The organism is Pseudoalteromonas lipolytica (assembly GCF_900116435.1).
Taxonomy (GTDB): domain Bacteria; phylum Pseudomonadota; class Gammaproteobacteria; order Enterobacterales; family Alteromonadaceae; genus Pseudoalteromonas; species Pseudoalteromonas lipolytica.
In genome coordinates this window covers 149,761-169,644 of record NZ_FPAZ01000011.1, presented here as the reverse complement: position 1 = coordinate 169,644, position 19,884 = coordinate 149,761, and the positions used below count along the sequence as shown (strand labels likewise).

Below are 19,884 nucleotides of genomic sequence, written 5' to 3'. Positions count from 1 at the left end.
GTACGCCAAGAGTTATGGGGATTACTACTCGCTTACAACTTAATACGCATAATCATGCTTGATGCAACTAAAGAAGAAGATATCTTGCCTACTCAATTAAGCTTTAGCCAATCTATGCGGCAGGTAATCGCTTTCTTCATGTTTACGCCAATACATAGTGCAAGTAAGTTACCTGTTCATTATGATGAGTTACTGACAACACTTAGGTTGTTTATCTTACCCGATAGGCTACCAGACAGGCATTATCCAAGGGTGATAAGAAGGAAACCAAATAAGTATCCTTACAAAAGAAAATGCCAGTCAGCTCTTAACTGACTGGCATTAAGCTTAAGCTGGCTTTTCTATCGTATTAAGATTTATTTGTGTGATACATCAATCAGTTCAACAGTCCCGTCTTCGCGTACTTCAGCAATTTGACCTCGCGGTTCATCCATAAAGAACAAAGTAACAAAGCCAATCATTGCCGTACCGGCGATAACATAAAAGAAAGTTGCATAATCAACGAACGATAACACCGTTAAAAATGTAACTGCCCCAACGTTACCATATGCCCCTGTCATCCCTGCAATTTGCCCTGTTAAGCGACGTTTAATTAATGGCACGACCGCAAACACAGCACCTTCTCCTGATTGAACAAAGAAAGAGCACGCCATGGCTGTTGCAACTGCTAACCATAATGGCCACTGCGAATTAACCATGCCCATTAACAGATAACCTGCGGCTAAACCGGCGGTTAAAATAAGTAACGTTGTACGGCGACCAAACTTATCTGAAATAAACCCACCTGCTGGGCGTGACATTAAGTTCATAAATGCATACGCACCGGCCACCATCCCTGCCATAACAGGGTCGAGCGAGAAGGTCTCAGCAAAAAATAGCGGCAGCATTGACACCACAGCAAGCTCAGAACCAAAATTTGTAAAATACAAAATATCCAGCACAGCTACTTGCTTAAAACTATAGCGATGTAACTCAGGTACTTCTTGCTCAAATACCGTTTTATTTACGTTCCACACTTTTTTAACTTCAAACAAGTACAGCAGCACTAACCCACCATAAATAAGGTGTACGACATTTGCTTCAATCATCCCAACACCATTGGGTGAGAGTTTCCAAGCCAGTAATGCCATTGCTGCATACATAGGGATTTTCATGATTAGGAGTAAGAAAAAATCGCCTTTAGAAGTGACTTCCATCGCCCCTAAATTTTTAGGACGAAAGTACGTCGAGCCTTTAGGTGTATTGGTTACATTAAAATAATAAATAAAACCATACACAAAGCTCATTACACCCGTAATACCAATTGCATAACGCCAACCATCATCGCCGCCAAAAATTAATGCCAGCGTAGGCAGTGAAAAAGCCGCAGCAGCGGAACCAAAGTTACCCCAGCCACCATACACACCTTCTGCGGTGCCTAGCTCGTGATGAGGGAACCATTCAGACACCATGCGGATACCAATAACAAAGCCTGCGCCGATAAACCCAAGTAAAAAACGAGCAATGGCAGCTTGCAAAAAGCTATCAGCAAAAGCAAACATTAAACAAGGTACTGCGCTGACAATCAGCAAACATGAATAGACTAACCTTGGCCCGTATTTATCGGTTAGCATGCCAATAATCACGCGGGCAGGAATGGTCAAAGCCACGTTCAAGATCAGTAGTGTTTTTACTTGCTCTGTACTTAATCCCAAGGTGGTTTTTACAGCCTGTAGTAACGGTGCAAAATTAAACCACACAAAAAATGTGATAAAGAATGCAAGCCAACTAAGATGTAAGATTTTCATTTTTCCTTGAAAGGAAAAAAGGTTAAATTTTTCACTCGCCATTGTCGTCTCCAAACGGTTTTATTAATTTGATTCTGAGCCGACTTACTAAAAAAGAATTGATGTAAATCAAGGAATAAAGGTAACCGCCGTGCAGTCAAAAACACCTCTACCCCCTATGAATAGGCGCACTGTAAAGCAATGCCTTTATTAACTGCGCTTACTACCTACTAAGGTGTATTAACACTCCCTATCACTCTATGAGGGAGATAAAAGGAGATATTGGAGGAATAACAATGAGGTTTTGGGATATCACACAGAAAAAAGCCTCCGAAGAGGCTCATAATTGCAGGGAACTGAAACTAATCTAGCGGCTAAAAAGCATGCTAAGCGGTTAAAACTTATGAGTGAGCATCAACCATACCTTATCGGTATCCGTGGCATAATCATCAGCGTTGTACATGGCATATTTAAACAGCACATTACAGTTACTTGAAAGTGCATATGCAGCCGTTAAATCAAGCTCTTGGCCATAATCGATGCTGTGTGCATCACTATCAAAAAAGTGATAAGTCGCGCTCAGCTTTATATCTGCCAACTGCCCATTAACGCCAAAGTATAAATCAGCAAGCCCATTACCTGGGGTCGCTAAAAACTTATCTGCAAAACCTTGGAACTTGTGCCCTGTTGCCAGTGGTGTACTAAAACCTATGTTGTTATCTGAGCCTAACAGCTCATAGCCAACTTTCCAGCCAAGCTTACTCACTTTGCCCTTTAGCTCCGCTAATATATAGTCAGCATCAAACGAATTGGGGTTATCGGCATAATCTTGTTGAGTTGCATAACTGAGCGTATAACTCAATGAATCGGATAATTGGCCTGTTGCGCGTACACCCATTGTTTGTGTTGAGCTGGCTAAAGCAGCATCAAAGTCATAGAGATAGGCAAACACACTGACATTAAATTGCTTATTAACTTGGTATGCAGCATTGGCAAAGTGTAATTTACCGTGCAAATCGCTTTTATTGCTGTCTTCACCAAAAATACGATTCACATTAAACACATAGCTGTAGTCGAACTTTAATGACTCTGTTGGTTTATAAACGACTCTGTAACCATCAAAAGTTTGTTCATTCTGGCGCCATGCGACACCCCCTACAAATCGTTGGTCATCAAGGTTGATACGTTGTCTACCCGCAACAACGTGCAACTCTTTATTTTTGAATTGCAAGCTTGCTTGATTAACCTCAGTACCTTTAGGGTCAGCAACAACGGGGTGATCCGTATGACCATTAACCGTACTGTTATAATTGTCATTACCAATCTCGGTAACATTATCAAACTCGAGAAGTGCTGAAACGCCTTTGAGTGTCGCCGTTGTATAATTAATACGCGTGAGTAATGTTGATGCATGTGCTTGTTCAGCGATCCCCGATTGATCGACATTTTCATATCGATAACGCAACATGCCATGCACTTCACCATTCGCCAACATGTTATGAATGCCATTATCTTCAGTTGCACTCACTTGCGTACTCAAAGCAAATGTAACTAACGCTGTTAGAACTGAGAGCTGTGTTTTCATATCACTACCTTGCTATGTTTTTAAGTTATGCACAGATTACGGCTATGCATAACTATGAAAATTGATTTAAATCAATTTTTTCATAGCGTTACCTAATATGACTCACTGCACCTCCAAAGAGGTATAACAACACTGCCCTATTTAATGTAGGCTTATAGACGCGTTCTAAAGAAGGAAAATTGCATGTTATTAGAGAGTGCCAACACCCTGCGTTATTGCCGTCATATTCTGCTTCCTCAGGTTCAAGAAGAAGGGCAAGAAGCCATTATGGCAAGCCACGTACTCGTTGTCGGAGCTGGAGGACTGGGTAGTGCAGTACTCCCTTACCTTGTTGCGGCAGGTGTCGGAAAAATTACTTTATTTGATCATGACACAGTGGATATAACTAACCTGCAACGACAAATATTACACACCGAAAACAGTGTGGGTCAGTTAAAAGTTGAATCAGCTAAACAGCAATTAACAGCACTCAATAGCCAAGTAGAGATGACAACCTATGCTTCTGAGTTTACGACACACCATGAGCCAGAGTTAATCAGCGCTGATGTTGTCGTTGACTGCAGTGATAATCTCGCAACACGCTTACTGCTTAATCGCCTGTGTTGGACACATAAAACGCCCCTAATTTCAGGTTCTGCAATTCGTATGGAAGGGCAACTCATTCACTTTCCAATGCGTGACGGCGATCCCTGTTATGCCTGCGTTGCTCGGCTATTTAAAGAACCCTCATTAAGCTGTATGGAAGCTGGGGTCCTTGCCCCAGTAGTTGGCACTTTAGGTTCATTGCAAGCCACAGAGGCGCTTAAAAGCCTGCTATCTATGCCCCCTAAAACAGTGTCAATGCTGTTATATGATGCAGAGCACCTGACATTTAAAGAGTTTATTATTCCAAAACAACCCCACTGCGAGGTGTGTGCAGAGCGTTAAAGTTACATTGCTAACCTTAACGCTCTGCACACGGAAACATCGCGATCACTTTGCTTCCTGCGGCTTCCTTTTGATTCACTCTATGTTGCTTTGGTAGGACAGACGCGAGTTGATACTGCACCGTTTTTGTCACTTGCAAACAGGCCGCTAGCGAAGGTTTGCCCACGCCATTGTTTATTTTCTGAAGCTGCTTGGTCATATCAAAATGATAAAATGTATTAATAGATAACTTTTCGAGGCTTAACTTCGCACAGTTAAGCCCACAGCCATCAAAAACAATAATCGCAGGAGAAGATGCTAACTTTTGCCAATGCATAGCAGAACCTGCTGTTAATGCCGCAATGGAGACTTTTTCAACTTTCCCCTGCATAATTAAACTTTGTGATAAGTCTTCAGCCAGCTCTGCACCATAACTACAGCCAGAGCACGTTAACAATATTGGTAAAGATTGCTCCTTCATGCTTTCCACTCTTTTTACTGATACGTAAATATCAGCTTAGTAAGCGTACAAAAATTCAGCTTGATCTACATCAAGAGGAATGAAGTCCACACTAATTCAAAAGAGGTAGCTACTTTACCTAAACAACCATATTGACGTATAGAAACGTTAGCCTGCGCGGCCATCTGCTCTTGGTTGTGTTAACACCGGAAAATACACTAAGCAAAATAAACCATAAGCCATACACCATGTAATCACAGATAAAGAAATAAAATACAGGCTCAATTGTGAATTTATCAACACACCAAATACGCGTAATAAGGCCGCTATTAATACCGCACCAAATGCAAAAATAATGGCGTGCTTAACCACTAATTTTCTTCCAGTGTGGCCTAAGCTAACACGCGCCATCATGCTTAAAATCATATTGCCCATAGCCCCCACAGTCAGTGCATGGAAAGCGGTCGAAATTGACAATAAATCAGTGAAATAAGACATCCCCATTAATATAATTCCCACAGGAATAAACCAATAAGCCAAATGCAAACTCCACAGCAGTGGAACCGCTAAGGTTTTAAAGAACGGCCATCGCGCCGCACGAAGACAATGAAATACAGCACATATAATTAGCATGCCGCCAATGAGCTCATTGCTCAGGTAATAAACTGCACCAGTAAAAAACAACACAAAAATAAACCAGGTACTGCCAAGCGCTGCAATCTCTAACCAAGGTTTACCGTCGACCTTCTTTGTCGCAGTTGCATTTGCAGTGAAAAAGGGAATTACACGCCCGCCTAATACACTCATTAATAACGTAATTAGCCAAATAGCAGACATATAACCATGCTGATACAACTCAGGCATCCCCAGTGTCACGCCTAAGTGCATTAATAAATTGGCAGCACTGAGTAATAAAATAATCGGCACAAAAAAGAGGTTTCGCATTTGCCCTTTGACAATGATTGGTTTTGCTAACCAATAACCCGCTAAGGGCAAAAACACCATATCAATACCAAATACTAACCAGTGCGGCAAAGCGGGCACCACCATGGCAACTCGCGCGATTAACCATGCAAGAGTTAACAGCAGCAGCTTTCGACCATGAATAGAGCGTAAACCTGTCCAGTTTTGTACCGCGGTTAATAAAAAGCCGATAACAATAGCGCACACAAAACCAAACAGCATTTCATGGCTATGCCAAAACAAAGCCCCTCCATAAGGAGAAAAAGACCAGTGACCATTGAGTACTAATCCCCACACAACCAAAGCAATACAGCTAAATAGGCCCCCACACAAAAACAGCGGACGAAATGCGAGCTGAAATAAGGCAACGTCACTTTTGGTTTGTTGTTCATCGGATATTTGCATCATAAACTATCATCTTCTAAAAAATTATAACTCGCAGCTTCATTCAATCTTCGTTGATAGCGCTCAGCACGCACCGCGAAATACATCAGCATCATACAGACAGCTAACACAGCGTAAAGCAACATAAATGAGGCACTGTAAAAGCCAAATAAATCAACCACCGCACCAAACATTATCGGCAATGTGAATCCTCCCAAGGCCCCAATGGCAGCAATAAAACCGCCTACCTTGCCCATTTCTAACGGGTAGTTTTCATGGATAACTTTAAACACACTGGCACGCCCAAAACCTTGCGCTAAGCCAATCACAAATAATAAGCCGGTAAACACCCACACATTCACCGACACAGATAAATTCACATCTTGCTTAATACCATGAATGGTCATTGTTGTGGGCGGGTAGCTTAAGAAAAACAAACACACTAAACACACCCAAAATACGCTCCAGTTAACACTACGACCGCCATACTTATCGGCAAACCACCCACCAAGAGCCCGTATCACCGACGACGTTGCAACAAAAAACAATGTAAAGGCCATCGCTTGTTTAATTGATAATTGGTAGGCCTGCATATAGTAATATGGCAGCCAAAGCAGTAAGGCCAAAAAAGAACCAAACACAAAATAATAATAGAGCCCTAATCGCCAAACTTGCGTATTTTTCAGTAACAGTGTCCAGGTTTGCGGTTTACTATTAATAACATGAGCGTTATCTGGCTGGCTGGGGGCAAACACACCATACAGCACCGCAACAAATAACAAACCAAACGCATACACAGGCCCAACCCACTGCCAACCATAGCGCTCCATTAACCAAGGCGCTAACACGAGTGTAATAGCGGCACCGGCATTACCCACGCCAAAAATCCCCATCGCGGTTCCTTGTTGACTGCGTTGATAAAAATCACACACATAACGGATACCGAGGGTAAATGAGCTACCACTGAGACCAATCCATAAACCGAGAAAAAGTAGTTGAGAATAGCTTGTCGTTATATACAAGCATGCAAGGGCGGGCACACACACTAACATTTGCACAACAAAGAGCACTTTTGCCGAATAGCGGTCAGCCAATTCGCCAGCGGGGATCCGAGACAATGCACCTGTGAACATCGGGGCTGCAAGTAAGCCACCTAACTCAGTGACCGTTAATTGCCATTGCGATGATAAAGGCAATACTATCGCCGCATACAATGTCCATACGGAAAAGTTAGCCGCAAAAGCTAAGGTAGCAAATAATAACGCACGTTTAGCGCGAGACTCTGACATGCGATGCTCCAATTAAAAACGGTCGATGAACACGTCATCTATAAATCATTAACCCATTCTACCTAAAGCACGCGCTTTTTATGAGGCTCTACCCACAATGCCACAACTTAAAAATATCAACAGACAAAAACGACGAATAAAATAAAAAGCACATAAAAATCAAAACATTAAAAACAACAACAATTACCCCAAAAGAGGTAGTTAAGCTTATTTGATAATAAACAGACCCGAAAAACTGACCGTTTATTGATCTGTACAGGTTGAATACTCCCCCCGTTTTCTTGCACTATTTTGATATTATTTCAAAGCTAACTACACATTATGCAAAGCACTCAGGTTGATGCAGGATTTCATACCTCACGCGGAATAAAAGAAATCAACGAAGATTGCGCAGGTCTTTTTATTCCAAAAGATGAGTACCTCAGCAATATTAAAGGTGCCGCATTTTGTGTTGCCGACGGTGTCAGCTCAGCAGAAGCAGGTAAAGAAGCGAGCGAAACAGCCGTTGAACGCTTTCTTAGTGAATACTTTAAAACCCCCGATACATGGTCTGTTAGTCGCAGTGGCGAACAAGTATTATCGGCAATCAATTTACGTCTTTTTCGCAAAAGCCATGCATTTTCACAAGAAAATAAAGGCTACTTATCAACCTTAAGCTGCCTGATTTTAAAAGGAAATCATGGTCATATTTTTCATGTGGGTGATAGTCGAATTTATCGCTTTAGAAATGGAAACTTAAAGCAACTCACAGCCGATCACACCACCAATTTAGGGCAAGGAAAATCGTTTTTATCGCGTGCCATTGGCATGGATAACAACTTACACATTGATTACAGCAGCAATGAATTACAACAAGGTGACATTTACTTATTAAGCTCTGACGGGGTGCATGATTTTCTCCCGACCGATATCTTAATAGATAACTTATTGAGTTATCAGCCAGCCTCTAAAATAGCAGAGCAACTGTGTATAGAAGCCAAAAAGCATGGCAGTGATGACAACATCAGTTGTGTCGTTTTAAAAATAAAAGAACTGGCATATCAAAATGAAGCTGAATATAGCGCTGAGCTCACAAAATTGCCTTTTCCACCGCCGCTTAAAGCAGGTATGAAATTAGATGGTTATCTTGTCATTGAAGAGCTGTTTGCCTCATCACGTAGTCAACTTTATTTAGTGGAAGATGAGCTTACAAAAAAGCGTTACGCAATGAAAACGCCTTCAGCCAACTTTGACGACGACACACATTACATCGACCGCTTTATTAAAGAGCAATGGATTGGCAGCCGAATTGACTCCCCTTATGTGGTAAAAATTTATCAACATTCACGGCCAAGAAGTGCCCTGTATTATTTAATGGAATGGCTCGATGGCACCAGCCTCGACAACTGGTTAGCAGAGCATCAACCTCTAAAACCTAAACGAGCAATCGCCATCGTTAAACACATTGCAGCGGCCTTAAATGCTTTTCATAGTAATGATGCGATTCACCAAGATCTCAAACCCGGCAATGTGATGGTATTAGAAAATGATGAAATCAAACTGGTTGATTTTGGCTCCGTGTTTGTTGCTGGAGTTGCGGAGCTTTATCAGCCAATAGAACATCAAGGGGCACTTGGCACGGCCAGCTATTCAGACCCTAATTATTTGCTGGGCAAAAATGCTGCCGTGCAAGGTGATGTGTATAGCCTCGCGACTATTTGCTATGAATTATTTACTCACCACTTACCCTATGGCGAAAAAGTTGAGCAATGCACAAGCATGGCAGACTACGACAAACTACGTTATCACAGTGCCATTAAACATAACCCCGTTATTCCAATTTGGTTTGATAAAGCACTGCAAAAAGGGGTTAGTTTTGATTTAACAGAGCGCTATCAAACCGTGGATGCACTCATGCATGACTTAACCGTCCCTAATCCTGAATTTTTAAAACCGGATCCTGAACCGAAGGAAGCCAGCAGTTTATTATTTTGGAAAATGGTAAGTGGTTTTTGGTTTATCACACTGGCTCTCATATTGTATTTATTTAGCCAGCACTAAGACTGGCAATGCATACCCGCAATGTGATGCCAAAAGCCATTAATATGTTCATCCGGTCGCTTTGCGTCGGTGCCCAAAGCAAACGACTCAATCCATTGTAAGTCGTCCATATCGTGCATACTTAGCCGCGCGATATCCGCACTGCTATTAAGTGCATGGCGGTCTTCACACAAGTTATACACTTGCCCAGACATTGTTTGAATGCCATTTAAGGTAAACACCTTTTTACCGTCTTGGCTGTGGGTCATTAATCCCGAAGGGTGCTTTTGACAAATGAGCTCACATTGATCTTTAGCTAAGTCATAATGGCGAGCCGTGAAGCATCGCGCACTGTAAGCCAAAGGCAACAAGCCATAACTAAACACTTCAAATTGCATCGGTAAATCTGTCAAACCCGCGTATTCGTGTTTTAAAGCCACCAGCCAATCTCTCGACAATTCAACAGGCATAACCCAGCGCACAGCTCCCATTTGAGCAAACTTTGCTAGCGTATAACCGTTATAAACATTAATTGCGGGGCCAATCACAAATGGTAATCCCAAGCTATGTAATTGCTGCACGGCGGCAAGATCATTCGCCTCTATTAAATACGCGCTTTGACGACACACACGTTTTAACTCTTGAAGTTGAGCCCCCGACTCCAACAAGGCTAAGCTAGACAGCACCACTTCTTTTCCTGCTTGCTCTAGCATTTTAGCCCACTCAAGGTAATCATTTAGGCGACTTAAACGTCGCTTTCCACAGACGGTTTCGCCTAAATAAACAATATCGGCTGTCGACTGCGCTACCCGCTCATAAAATTGTTCGAGCAACTCCTTTTGCCACAAAAACAACATGGGCCCTACCGCAACTTTTAACTGTGTCATTGTTACTCCTATTTCCACTTGCGATGATACGCACCTAAGGTGGTTTGCTGCCCCTCAGATAAACTGTCCAGCGTCGTTTGCCAATGCGTTTCAACACTGAAGTCAGTCACATTTTGCTTTGCATGGTCAATAGCCTGTCGCCAAACGCGTGTAACTTGCTCAACATAGGCAGGGCTGCGCTGTCGGCCTTCAATTTTAACGGCCGCAATATTCATGGCTAATAACTCAGGTAACAAAGAAAGCGTATTTAAGCTCGTTGGCTCTTCTAAGGCATGGTAGGTTTCGTTATTAACAACAAAACGCCCTTTACATAACGTTGGATAACCGGCTTGCTCATCGTCAGTGAACTGATCAATCAATACATCATTCAAGCGTGATTGCATTCGAGCGCCCTGTTGTTGCCAACGAACAAACTTGGCCGGTGAACAGGCACCTGTTGTATTAGGTGATTCGCCTGTTAAATATGAAGATAAATAACAACGCCCTTCGGCCATAATACATAAACTACCAAAGGCAAAAAGCTCAAGTTCGATGTCGGTGGTGGTTGCCAATTGCCTGACCTGTTGCAAACTTAATACCCTAGGCAATACCACTCGCTTCACACCAAACTGCTTATAAAAATCAATTGCGAGTGCATTTGTCACCGATGCCTGCACACTGACATGCATTTCTTGGTGCGGATAATTATTCGCAATAAAATCAAGCGCAGCAATATCAGCAACAATCAGGGCATCTACCCCCACCGCAATCGCTTCATCAATGGCATGCTTCCATCTTGTAAAATGATTGGGGTGAGCAAAGGTGTTAATAGCAACATGCAATTTTCTTTTATGCTGCTGACAATAGTCTGCCGCTTCAACGAGTTGCCGCTCATTCAAGTTAAGGCCCGCAAAGTGACGCGCATTGGTATCATTGTTTAAGCCAACGTAAACCGCATCAGCGCCTTGCGCAATTGCCCTTTTTAACGAGGGTAAGTTTCCTGCTGGGCAAAGTAACTCCATACCCACTCCTGATTATTTAAACTAAGCAATAAATTATCAATAATGGTAAGCCAGCAAACCTAATAAGGTAATCTACTAATATGATTAGTCTCACTGATATTATGAAGCATAAAACTCCGCCATTTTTTACCCCGAAATGGCTAACTGCTATTACTCATCTCACGCCAACCGCAGGCATAAGTTGGCTGATAGAACAGCGAATAAACCTCATTTTTAAAACACAGATCAACGACGGTGAGCTCAACTTTTTAATTGATAAACAGTTATGCATTGACGTCGATAACCTGCCACTCAGCTTGCTTATTTCGCTCAATGCGACCTCTAAACGGTTAACTATTTTCTCTATAAAACCGTGGTTACTCCCTAAAGAACACCTCAAATACGACGGAAAGTTAACGGGGAGTAGTGATACATTTTTAAGTTTGATGAGTGGAAAATACGACCCTGATACACTTTTTTTCTCACGTAAATTAGCAATCCAAGGCGACACAGAACTGTGCCTAACTGTTAAAAACTGGCTCGATACGCAAGACCCACAAGTAAGCTTGCCAGACTGGTTATTTAATCAGTTAACAGAGTACGTAGAGTCATTACAATAAAAAGAAGGCAGCGAGTAGCTGCCTTCTTTTTACATTTAGGAGAGTTGTGCACAGAGCACACTAACGGCCATTAATCAGTTTAATATCGACCACTTACTTTGTGCCATTATTGCCGTGCAATTTTTTATACTGACTTAACTACCGACCATTTCTACAAGGTTATCTTCTCTGTCGAGGACAACATACAACGCCGTGTTTTTACCACTTTGTACGTCTTTAATCATCGCCTTCATGCTACTTTCAATCAGGCTGACCTCTGTATTAGCACCAATACTGGTGACAAATAATAAATCCCATGCTTGGTTTATGTTATCTGCTTCGTGACAAAGCGCCGTATAGTCAGTTAACTCACTGGGCAGTTTATCAACACACATAACAGGCTCAATCACCCCTTTATTGACATCGTTAACTGAACTTTCAACATTTGCTTTTGTAAATAACAACAGTAGCTTAACGGGTTCAGCTTGATGGCGAGCCATGGATAATAATTCTTGAAACTTACTCATATTCTTTTCCTGCAACAATAGAAAAAGAGCCAAAAACCGAAGTTGATGGCTCTGGACAAGTGGAGATCGTTATGGATTATAAAATTCGCCGTCTTTTCTTAAGTAGAACCACCAATTAATAATCAAACATAGCGCATAAAATACCGCGAAACCAATCAGTGCTACCTCAGGTGTTGTCGCTTTAATTTGCTGACCAAATACCATTGGAATATAAAATGCACCGTATGCAGCCACTGCCGAAGTCCAACCTAATACAGGGCCTGCTTGTTCTTTAGGAAACACCATCGCAATCGTTCTAAAGGTTGAGCCATTACCAATCCCTGTTGCTCCAAATAGCACTAAGAATAAGATGAAAAATGGCATAAAGAACTCTTCAGGTGTAGGCGACTGATAAGCCTCTTTCATGTAATAGGCCGCACCTAATGACGAGGTAATCATTACCACAGAACACACTTGTGTTACTAACGCACCACCCCATTTATCAGCAATCCACCCACCTAGTGGACGAATTAATGCCCCAATAAATGGTGCCATCCACGCATACATGAGCGCACTTGGGCCATTTGGGTTTAAGGTACTATGGGTCATCACACCATCAACCATAATGTGTTGAAAACCAAAAATAACTTTGATTGCTAACGGAAATGCTGCCGCAAAACCAATAAATGAACCAAACGTCATGGTGTAAATCGTGCTCATTACCCAGGTATGTTTATTATTAAAGATTTGATATTGCTTAGTGAGGCTTTTACCAATCGCCCCCGGTATCATCTTCAGTAAAAATACGGTAATAGCAACAACCAGCACCAGTACCAACTCTTTCGGTACCCCAAAGCCAGAACCATTTGCTGATTCAGGAAGCATCAGCCACAGACCAGCCGCCGCAGTGGCAAGACCAATCGTTAGCATCACAGAAATCATTGCAAATGCACTCAGAGGGCTGCCTAAGTTTGGTGACACTTCTGGCGTGCGAATGTTATTCATACCAAACCATGTTGCAAAGAACAGCGGTATTAAGAACAGTAGCCATAAAAAACCACCGTTTTGCAGCCAAGTTTCAGAACCGGCTGGAATTTTACCAATCAAACTTCCCGACGTGCTCACCAACGTAATTGGATCGCCGCCCAATGCACCAAACACCCCATATGTCATAAACAATGGAATCAAAATCTGCATCGTTGTCACACCAAAGTTACCTAACCCTGCATTGAGACCCAGCGCTAAACCTTGTTGTTTTTTTGGAAAGAAAAAGCTGATATTTGACATTGAAGAAGCAAAGTTACCCCCACCAATACCCGACAACAAAGCAAGTAACTGATATTGCCACAATGGTGTCGTTGGGTCTTGTAATGCCAAGCCGGTAAATAGAGCCGGAATTATGAGTAGCGATGTAGTGAAGAACAGCGTGTTTCTGCCACCACAAAAGCGAATGAAGAAACTACTGGGAATACGTAATGTAGCACCAGAAAGTCCAGCTATCGCCGTCAGCGTAAATAGCTCATCTGCGCTAAAACTAAACCCTGCATTCATCATCTGAACTGTCAAGATTCCCCAGTAAAGCCAAACAGCGAAGCCACAAAGTAAACTTGGGATCGAAATCCATAAATTCCTTTGCGCAATTTTTTTACCTTGGGAATTCCAGAAAGCTTCATTTTCCGGTTCCCACTTGTCTAGTTCAGCCATATGCTGCTCCATTTCGTTCTAATTGAACTTACTATGCGCACATAAAATCAACTCAACAATTCACATTGATGGGTAAGCCACACACAGCATAAACAGCAAACAACTACCACTTAGTGGGTATATTTAAGTGTAAGTAATTGTTTATCATTAAGTAATATAAGAAAGCTTAAGGTTATTAGGAGTAATAGGGAGGCTTTTTGGTGAATACTTTATTGATCCACGTTAAGATATTTTTAAACCGCCAGTCTTTCAGGCTAAAGCCAACAAAGAGTTAAAGTATGAATGCACTAACCAGCTCAATTTTATTAGTTGATGACCACCCATTGCTACGCAAAGGCCTACAACAGTTAATCGATTTAGAAGACGAACTCGTCGTCATCGGTGAGGCAGCAACAGGCAAAGAAGGGCTACAGTTAGCTATAGAGCATGATCCCGATCTCATTATTCTTGACCTTAATATGCAAGGAATGGATGGCTTAGAAACCCTTAAAGCCATGCGTGCCAGTGATGTTACATCGCGTATTATTATGCTAACGGTTTCTGATAACGATGAAGACGTGCTCACTGCAATCAGCTATGGCGCAGATGGTTACTTACTAAAAGACATGGATCCTGAAGAAATTCTCGAAAAAATAAAACAAGCGGCACTGGGTAAAATGGTGCTGAGTGAAAAGCTCACAGGGGTACTCGCCCAAGCTATCCGCAAACCTGATGTATCGCAAAAAGCGAACATCCTCAATTCACTCACTAGCCGTGAATTTGAAATCCTCAAGTTAATTGCGAAAGGGTTATCAAACAAGTTAATCGCACGAGAATTAGATATTTCTGATGGCACCGTTAAAGTGCACGTAAAACACCTGCTGAAAAAGCTAAACCTGCGCTCACGTGTTGAAGCTGCCGTGTGGATAATCAATCAGCAAAAAGGGGCTTAATAATGAATCAATTTTCGAGTGAGCAGCCCCTGCTCTCTTTTCAACACGCTAGCGAAGCACTTTTATCAGACACGCCGTTATTAGTTAAAACAGAGACACTGCCTTTATCGGCTGCTCATCGTCGTATTCTTGCTGCACCGATTATCGCCGACATTAATGTGCCTAACGCAGATAACTCAGGAATGGATGGTTTTGCATTTCGTTTTAGTGACTTAAATGAACACACACATTTAAATATTATTGGCACTGCTTATGCCGGGCATCCATTCAACGGCGAATGGCAATCAGGTTGCTGCATACGCATCATGACAGGCGCACATATTCCGGCTGGTTTTGATACGGTGATAATGCAAGAACATGTCACGGTATCCACTGAACAAAAAATCACTTTAAACACTAAGCCTTGCTTTGCACAAAATGTACGTAAACAAGGTGAAGATATCAGTATTGGCAGCCAATTATTTGCATCAGGGCAACGTTTAACAGCCACAGATATCGGTATGCTTGCCTCGCTTGGTATTGCCTCTGTTAGCGTTTATAAGCCACTTAAAGTGGGGGTTATTTCTACGGGCGATGAACTTTTTGAACCCGGCACGCCACTTTCACAAGGTGGAATTTACGATACTAACCGTTACACGATTCAGGCTATTTTAACTAATTTAGGCTTTGCGGTGCAGGATTTTGGCATCATTGCTGACGACCCTGACGCGCTAAGGTTGGCTTTTGAAGAAGCACTTTCAAATACCGATGTCATTATTACCTCGGGTGGTGTGTCGGTTGGTGATGCTGATCACACAAAAACAGTGCTCACAGAGCTTGGCCAAATGCAGTTTTGGAAAGTAGCAATAAAGCCAGGTAAACCATTCGCATACGGTCATTTTCAGCATTTAACACAAGACGGCCACAACAAGCGATTTATGGGATTACCGGGCAACCCGGTTTCAAGTGTTGTGACATTGCATCAACTCGCGATACCTGCGCTTCGTAAAATGGCTGGTGAAACAGTGCGTACACAGCCTCCCCTTAAGTTACCTTTAGCGTGTGATATTAGTAAAAAACAAGGTCGCGCTGAATTTATTCGTGCATCATTAGTTGTCGATAACACAGGAACCTATGTTGAGCCTTTAAAAGGACAAGGTTCTGGCATGCTCAGTACTTTTGCAAAAAGCCAAGGTTATTTATTGCTTGATGCTGAAAAAACTCAGTGGCAAAGTGGCGACTTAGTGCCCTTTATTCCTTTTGATTGTGCATTAAATTAGAAGCAAAGCAGTCAAATGCAAACACGTAAACCTGACCGCGTCACCGCCATGCAGCAATTAATCGAGCAGGTAAAAGTAGAGCTTCCCTTATACGAACCTGATACCTTTTTTTGTGGCACCGATAACTCGTGTATCGGCTGCCCTAAGAAGCTAATGGAGTTGGTTGATACCGAACTATGCTACTGGGAACACCAGCTGCAAATAGGCACAATCCCTAATTTTGACGATATTTCTCGATTCGCGAAGCTCTGCAAAAATGTAAAACGCGGTTTAGTAAGAAATAACTTAGTCGATAGTTAACCGTGTAATGCGTCCGCTTTACCTATTAAATACCACGTTTCATCTAGTTTAGGCTGTAGTTGATTAAATGATAAGCGCGTGATCCACACATGCAATGATGCGGGTTTATGCACACCGTCTTGTTCGCTGTTAGCGAGCCTTACTTTCACCAACATACCTTGCTCTTTTCCCATATTAACGGGGTAAAACGCCGTGATCCGCACTTTTAATTGGTTCACAAAACTACTCTCTGGTAGTGCTATTTTTGATAAACCCAGACGATTTGCTTTCAGTATTAATGGCTGCAAACGCCCTATTTGATGCTCTGAATTATACGCAGCAAAGCAGCGCTGCCCGCCAACGTGATACTCCGTTAAGCCCAGCGCAGGAAAGTGAGCATGAACCTGTCCGTAAAACATAGAGGTAAATTGACTTCCCTGTATGTTCTCACTCGATTGGCTCTCTAGTAACTGCTGCTGATAACGCTCAACACCTTCATCCACAGGGAACATTTGCCACTGTGTACTATTGTTTATCGTATGCTGCAATAAGCAGCTATCAGCTAAAGCTAATACATCATCCAGTTGGTGGCATGCTAACAAAGCAGCACCTTGCACTTTACAAAGGTAGTCTTTTATAACCCCTATACAGGCTTGCTTATTAAGTTGATCGAGACCGGTAAGCACTTCATCTAATAATAATAAAGGCGCTCCTTTTATCATCGCAAGCAAAAGCGCAACGCGCTGGCGCTGTCCACCACTTAATTGGTGAGCCCGATACACTAGTTTGTCGGTCAGCCCTAAGGGGTCTATTGCCCAACTTATATCAAATGGCTGCGCTTGTTGCTTAGCAACCAACTTTAATAAAGCGGCAATGCTTAGGTGGTCAAATAACAAAGGAGACTGTGTTACGTAAGCGATGCGGCGCTTATGTGCTGGCATACCTAACTGCTGCTGCCCTGTTACTTTTAACCCGCCAGAAGCAGGAGCAACACCCGCAATTGCATTAAACAAACTGCTTTTACCTGTACCACTTGGGGCTAATAACACCGTTATTTGCAAGGTCTTAAGCTGACAATCAAGTTGCTGAGTAACAGGCTCTGAACAATTAAGTTCAATATGCGCAACCACAGGCTTAGACGTACACTGTGGGTCTGAAATACCCATGCTGCTGTCGCTATTTAATGCCATCATCTGTTTAAACCTATTCAAAGCAAGCTGGTTGGTGTACTTACACGCTGCGTTTGTCTTTGCCACCATTGACATGCAAACACAACGGCAAATGAGAACACGAGCATCAGCCCTGCAAGCATATTTGCAGCCTGAAGATTAAAACTCTCAACATGATCAAATAACGCCAGTGACACAACTTGAGTTTCTCCTGGAATATTACCGCCAATCATTAAAATAACACCAAACTCCCCCACCGTATGGGCAAAGCTTAAAGTCGCAGCGGTATAAATAGCCGGTTTAATCATGGGGAGTACTAACCATAAAAACTGCTTCCATGGCTTAAAGCCCAATAAGGCAGCACTGCTGTATAAGTTATCTGGCAATTGTTCAAATGCACTTTGTAAGGGCCGAAAAGTAAAAGGTAAGCTGTAGATCATCGACGCCACTAAAATCCCCGAAAAGCTAAAGACTAACTGTATACCCAAGGTATTTTGCAGCCATAAACCGATACCTTGTTGCGGCGAAAATAACACTAAAAAGTAATACCCTAATACCGTAGGAGGCAAAACTAAAGGCAAGGTAATTAAGGTTTCGAGGAAGGGTTTTATGGCCCGTTTACTTCGCGCAAGCCAATATGCGCAGGGAATCGTTATTACTAACAACGCCAGCGTACTTAACGCAGCAAGTTTTAACGTAATAAAGATGGCTTGCAAGTCTCCCTCGCTCATAGTATTACCTATAGCCCATTGATTTTATTAACTGTTGTGCTTGTTCAGTTTGAACAAAATGATAAAACTGACGCGCAAACACTGAGTCTTTTACTAATAAAACATGCTGCTCAATTGGCTGATACCACTCACTGGGAATGGCGATAGCCGTGCCATTATGTGGTTGTTGCAGTAGGCTTTTTGCAATTAAGCCTAACTCTGCATTTTGGCTTTCAACATATTGAAAAGCATGCAAAATAGATCCCCCCGTTACTGTTTTTTTCGGCTTGGTTTGTAAATGAGCCAATACCTCAACCGCAGCCTGTCCATAAGGTGCATAACGTGGATTCGCAATAGCTAAAGTGATGTGGGGCAAACGTGTCATAACGCCTTCCAAACTGTCATAGCCCTCAGACGAATAAAACACCAATTCGCCAAGCGCATACACTGTGCTTTCAATGCCAAAACCATCGGTTTTTAGTTGTGTAGGTAATATTGCATCGGCTGAAAAAAATACGTCATAAGGGGCTCCATAACGAAGCTGTGTTGCGAGTGTGCCTGATGAGCCAGTCACCACTTTAACCTGTATATCGGTTTTAATCTGTGCTTTGAATACTGGCAGCAACTGATCCATTACAGCGACAAAGTTAGCCGAGCAAGCAATCGTTAGCGAAGAAGATGTGTCTTCATCATTAGCGCTTGCAGGCAATACACAGCAAAATAAAACCAGCACAGTCGCTATCGTGTATGTGGTTAGTTTATTTGTTAGCCACTGCATTGTTTCAACCCTACAGCCACTGGGCAGCCGCTATTTGATCTTTATGATTGGCACTCACCCAACGAGTCTGCTCCCCTTCAACGTGCTCTTTTTTCCAAAATGGCGCACGCGCTTTAAGTAAATCAATTAAATACTGTGCTGCTTCAAATGCGGCTTCGCGGTGGACACTCGACACTGCCACCAGCACAATTTGATCTGTTAAGCTTAATTTACCAACGCGGTGAATTAAGGTTACCTTTTCCAAAGGCCATAATGACAACGCTTGCTGCTCTAACTGGGTAAGGTATTTCTCTGTCATCGCCGGATAATGCTCTAGATATAAGCTATCGACTTGATGGCCTTGATTAATGTCGCGAACACGGCCTACAAACATAACCACGGCGCCCGACACCGAGTCGTCAGCTAACATGGATTGATACTCTTCGTTCATATCGAAATCATGTTCTTGTACACGGATCATCACTAACCTCCAGTGACAGGTGGAAACATAGCAACCTCATCGCCAGTGCCGACCGCAGCATTATCATCAACCAAAATTTGGTTTACGGCCACTAACACATCTTTATCGAGTAACCAGGTGTGCCAACGCTCATCTCGTTCAGCCAATGTTTGGCGTAACTGCCTAACCGACATACCTTGTGCATCTAGTTGCACCGAGTCACAGCCTAAACGTTCACGTAACTGTGCAAAAAAAAGTACCTTATTCATT

Annotated in this window: 20 protein-coding genes and 1 pseudogene; 7 read left to right on the top strand and 14 right to left on the bottom strand. The window is 42.5% G+C overall.

Annotation, left to right across the window (positions count from 1 at the left end; translation table 11 throughout):
* Nucleotides 1-315, top strand: a pseudogene (locus BM378_RS20535) (IS4 family transposase); the annotation flags it as partial.
* A gap of 41 nt (nucleotides 316-356) precedes the next feature.
* On the opposite strand, the gene BM378_RS13285 reads toward BM378_RS20535, so the two are convergent.
* Both BM378_RS13285 and BM378_RS13280 read right to left on the bottom strand, forming a co-directional pair.
* Nucleotides 357-1,829 carry a NarK family nitrate/nitrite MFS transporter gene (locus BM378_RS13285; protein ID WP_065978357.1) on the bottom strand — a complete coding sequence of 491 codons (1,473 nt, stop codon included), beginning with the start codon at nucleotides 1,827-1,829 and terminating at the stop codon, nucleotides 357-359.
* 331 nt (nucleotides 1,830-2,160) lie between these two features.
* On the bottom strand, nucleotides 2,161-3,351 hold the full coding sequence (locus BM378_RS13280; protein WP_074989367.1) for an alginate export family protein: 1,191 nt from the start codon (nucleotides 3,349-3,351) through the stop codon (nucleotides 2,161-2,163).
* 183 nt (nucleotides 3,352-3,534) lie between these two features.
* Between BM378_RS13280 and BM378_RS13275 the strand changes: the two genes are divergently transcribed.
* Nucleotides 3,535-4,278, top strand: coding sequence for a HesA/MoeB/ThiF family protein (locus tag BM378_RS13275; protein ID WP_036973025.1), 744 nt, complete (start codon nucleotides 3,535-3,537; stop codon nucleotides 4,276-4,278).
* Nucleotides 4,279-4,294: 16 nt separating this feature from the next.
* Here the strand turns inward: BM378_RS13275 and BM378_RS13270 are convergent, their stop codons facing one another.
* The 3 genes from BM378_RS13270 to BM378_RS13260 form a co-directional block, all read right to left on the bottom strand.
* Nucleotides 4,295-4,738: a putative zinc-binding protein gene (locus tag BM378_RS13270; RefSeq protein WP_051501921.1), complete on the bottom strand. Its 444-nt coding sequence runs from the start codon at nucleotides 4,736-4,738 to the stop codon at nucleotides 4,295-4,297.
* A 147-nt stretch (nucleotides 4,739-4,885) separates the two neighbouring features.
* A complete protein-coding gene (locus tag BM378_RS13265) occupies nucleotides 4,886-6,088 on the bottom strand; it encodes an NnrS family protein (protein ID WP_196857407.1) in 1,203 nt (400 codons plus the stop codon).
* A complete protein-coding gene (locus BM378_RS13260; RefSeq protein ID WP_065978355.1) occupies nucleotides 6,085-7,353 on the bottom strand; it encodes an MFS transporter in 1,269 nt (422 codons plus the stop codon). The genes BM378_RS13265 and BM378_RS13260 overlap by 4 nt, the downstream gene beginning before the upstream one ends.
* A 321-nt stretch (nucleotides 7,354-7,674) precedes the next feature.
* On the opposite strand from BM378_RS13260, the gene BM378_RS13255 reads away from it, so the two are divergent.
* Nucleotides 7,675-9,393, top strand: a complete 1,719-nt coding sequence (locus BM378_RS13255) for a bifunctional protein-serine/threonine kinase/phosphatase (protein WP_036973029.1) — start codon at nucleotides 7,675-7,677, stop codon at nucleotides 9,391-9,393.
* On the opposite strand, the gene BM378_RS13250 is transcribed toward BM378_RS13255, so the two are convergent.
* Together BM378_RS13250 and ubiU are read right to left on the bottom strand one after the other, a co-directional pair.
* Nucleotides 9,390-10,259 (bottom strand): U32 family peptidase, encoded by an 870-nt coding sequence (locus tag BM378_RS13250; protein WP_074989366.1) that lies wholly within the window; start codon nucleotides 10,257-10,259, stop codon nucleotides 9,390-9,392. The two genes, BM378_RS13255 and BM378_RS13250, sit on opposite strands and share 4 nt — an antisense overlap.
* Before the next feature lie 8 nt (nucleotides 10,260-10,267).
* Nucleotides 10,268-11,260 (bottom strand): ubiquinone anaerobic biosynthesis protein UbiU, encoded by a 993-nt coding sequence (gene ubiU, locus BM378_RS13245; protein ID WP_074989365.1) that lies wholly within the window; start codon nucleotides 11,258-11,260, stop codon nucleotides 10,268-10,270.
* 80 nt (nucleotides 11,261-11,340) lie between these two features.
* On the opposite strand from ubiU, the gene ubiT reads away from it, so the two are divergent.
* The gene (gene ubiT / locus BM378_RS13240; RefSeq protein ID WP_074989364.1) at nucleotides 11,341-11,859 is read left to right on the top strand and encodes a ubiquinone anaerobic biosynthesis accessory factor UbiT; all 519 of its coding nucleotides are present in this window, start codon (nucleotides 11,341-11,343) and stop codon (nucleotides 11,857-11,859) included.
* A 134-nt stretch (nucleotides 11,860-11,993) separates the two neighbouring features.
* Here the strand turns inward: ubiT and BM378_RS13235 are convergent, their stop codons facing one another.
* Entirely contained in the window at nucleotides 11,994-12,365 is a 372-nt protein-coding gene (locus BM378_RS13235) for a hypothetical protein (protein ID WP_036973038.1), read from the bottom strand.
* A gap of 69 nt (nucleotides 12,366-12,434) precedes the next feature.
* Complete coding sequence (locus BM378_RS13230) at nucleotides 12,435-14,048, bottom strand: MFS transporter (protein WP_036973039.1); 1,614 nt, start codon at nucleotides 14,046-14,048, stop codon at nucleotides 12,435-12,437.
* Between the two features lie 278 nt (nucleotides 14,049-14,326).
* On the opposite strand from BM378_RS13230, the gene narL reads away from it, so the two are divergent.
* From narL to BM378_RS13215, 3 genes are read left to right on the top strand one after another with little or no spacing between them, the layout of a single operon-like run.
* On the top strand, nucleotides 14,327-14,980 hold the full coding sequence (gene narL, locus BM378_RS13225) for a two-component system response regulator NarL (RefSeq protein ID WP_036973040.1): 654 nt from the start codon (nucleotides 14,327-14,329) through the stop codon (nucleotides 14,978-14,980).
* A gap of 2 nt (nucleotides 14,981-14,982) precedes the next feature.
* A complete protein-coding gene (gene moeA / locus BM378_RS13220) occupies nucleotides 14,983-16,239 on the top strand; it encodes a molybdopterin molybdotransferase MoeA (protein ID WP_036973041.1) in 1,257 nt (418 codons plus the stop codon).
* 15 nt (nucleotides 16,240-16,254) lie between these two features.
* Entirely contained in the window at nucleotides 16,255-16,539 is a 285-nt protein-coding gene (locus tag BM378_RS13215) for a hypothetical protein (protein WP_036973042.1), read from the top strand.
* On the opposite strand, the gene BM378_RS13210 is transcribed toward BM378_RS13215, so the two are convergent.
* The 5 genes from BM378_RS13210 to moaD are packed head-to-tail and all read right to left on the bottom strand — an operon-like array spanning nucleotide 16,536 to nucleotide 19,883.
* Nucleotides 16,536-17,711 carry an ATP-binding cassette domain-containing protein gene (locus BM378_RS13210; protein ID WP_051501922.1) on the bottom strand — a complete coding sequence of 392 codons (1,176 nt, stop codon included), beginning with the start codon at nucleotides 17,709-17,711 and terminating at the stop codon, nucleotides 16,536-16,538. The genes BM378_RS13215 and BM378_RS13210 overlap by 4 nt on opposite strands.
* Before the next feature lie 14 nt (nucleotides 17,712-17,725).
* Complete coding sequence (gene modB, locus BM378_RS13205) at nucleotides 17,726-18,418, bottom strand: molybdate ABC transporter permease subunit (protein WP_036973043.1); 693 nt, start codon at nucleotides 18,416-18,418, stop codon at nucleotides 17,726-17,728.
* A 4-nt stretch (nucleotides 18,419-18,422) separates the two neighbouring features.
* Nucleotides 18,423-19,175: a molybdate ABC transporter substrate-binding protein gene (modA, locus tag BM378_RS13200; protein ID WP_074989363.1), complete on the bottom strand. Its 753-nt coding sequence runs from the start codon at nucleotides 19,173-19,175 to the stop codon at nucleotides 18,423-18,425.
* A 10-nt stretch (nucleotides 19,176-19,185) separates the two neighbouring features.
* Nucleotides 19,186-19,635, bottom strand: a complete 450-nt coding sequence (locus tag BM378_RS13195; protein ID WP_065978350.1) for a molybdenum cofactor biosynthesis protein MoaE — start codon at nucleotides 19,633-19,635, stop codon at nucleotides 19,186-19,188.
* A 2-nt stretch (nucleotides 19,636-19,637) separates the two neighbouring features.
* Complete coding sequence (gene moaD / locus BM378_RS13190; RefSeq protein WP_065978349.1) at nucleotides 19,638-19,883, bottom strand: molybdopterin converting factor subunit 1; 246 nt, start codon at nucleotides 19,881-19,883, stop codon at nucleotides 19,638-19,640.
* Nucleotide 19,884: the final 1 nt, after the last annotated feature.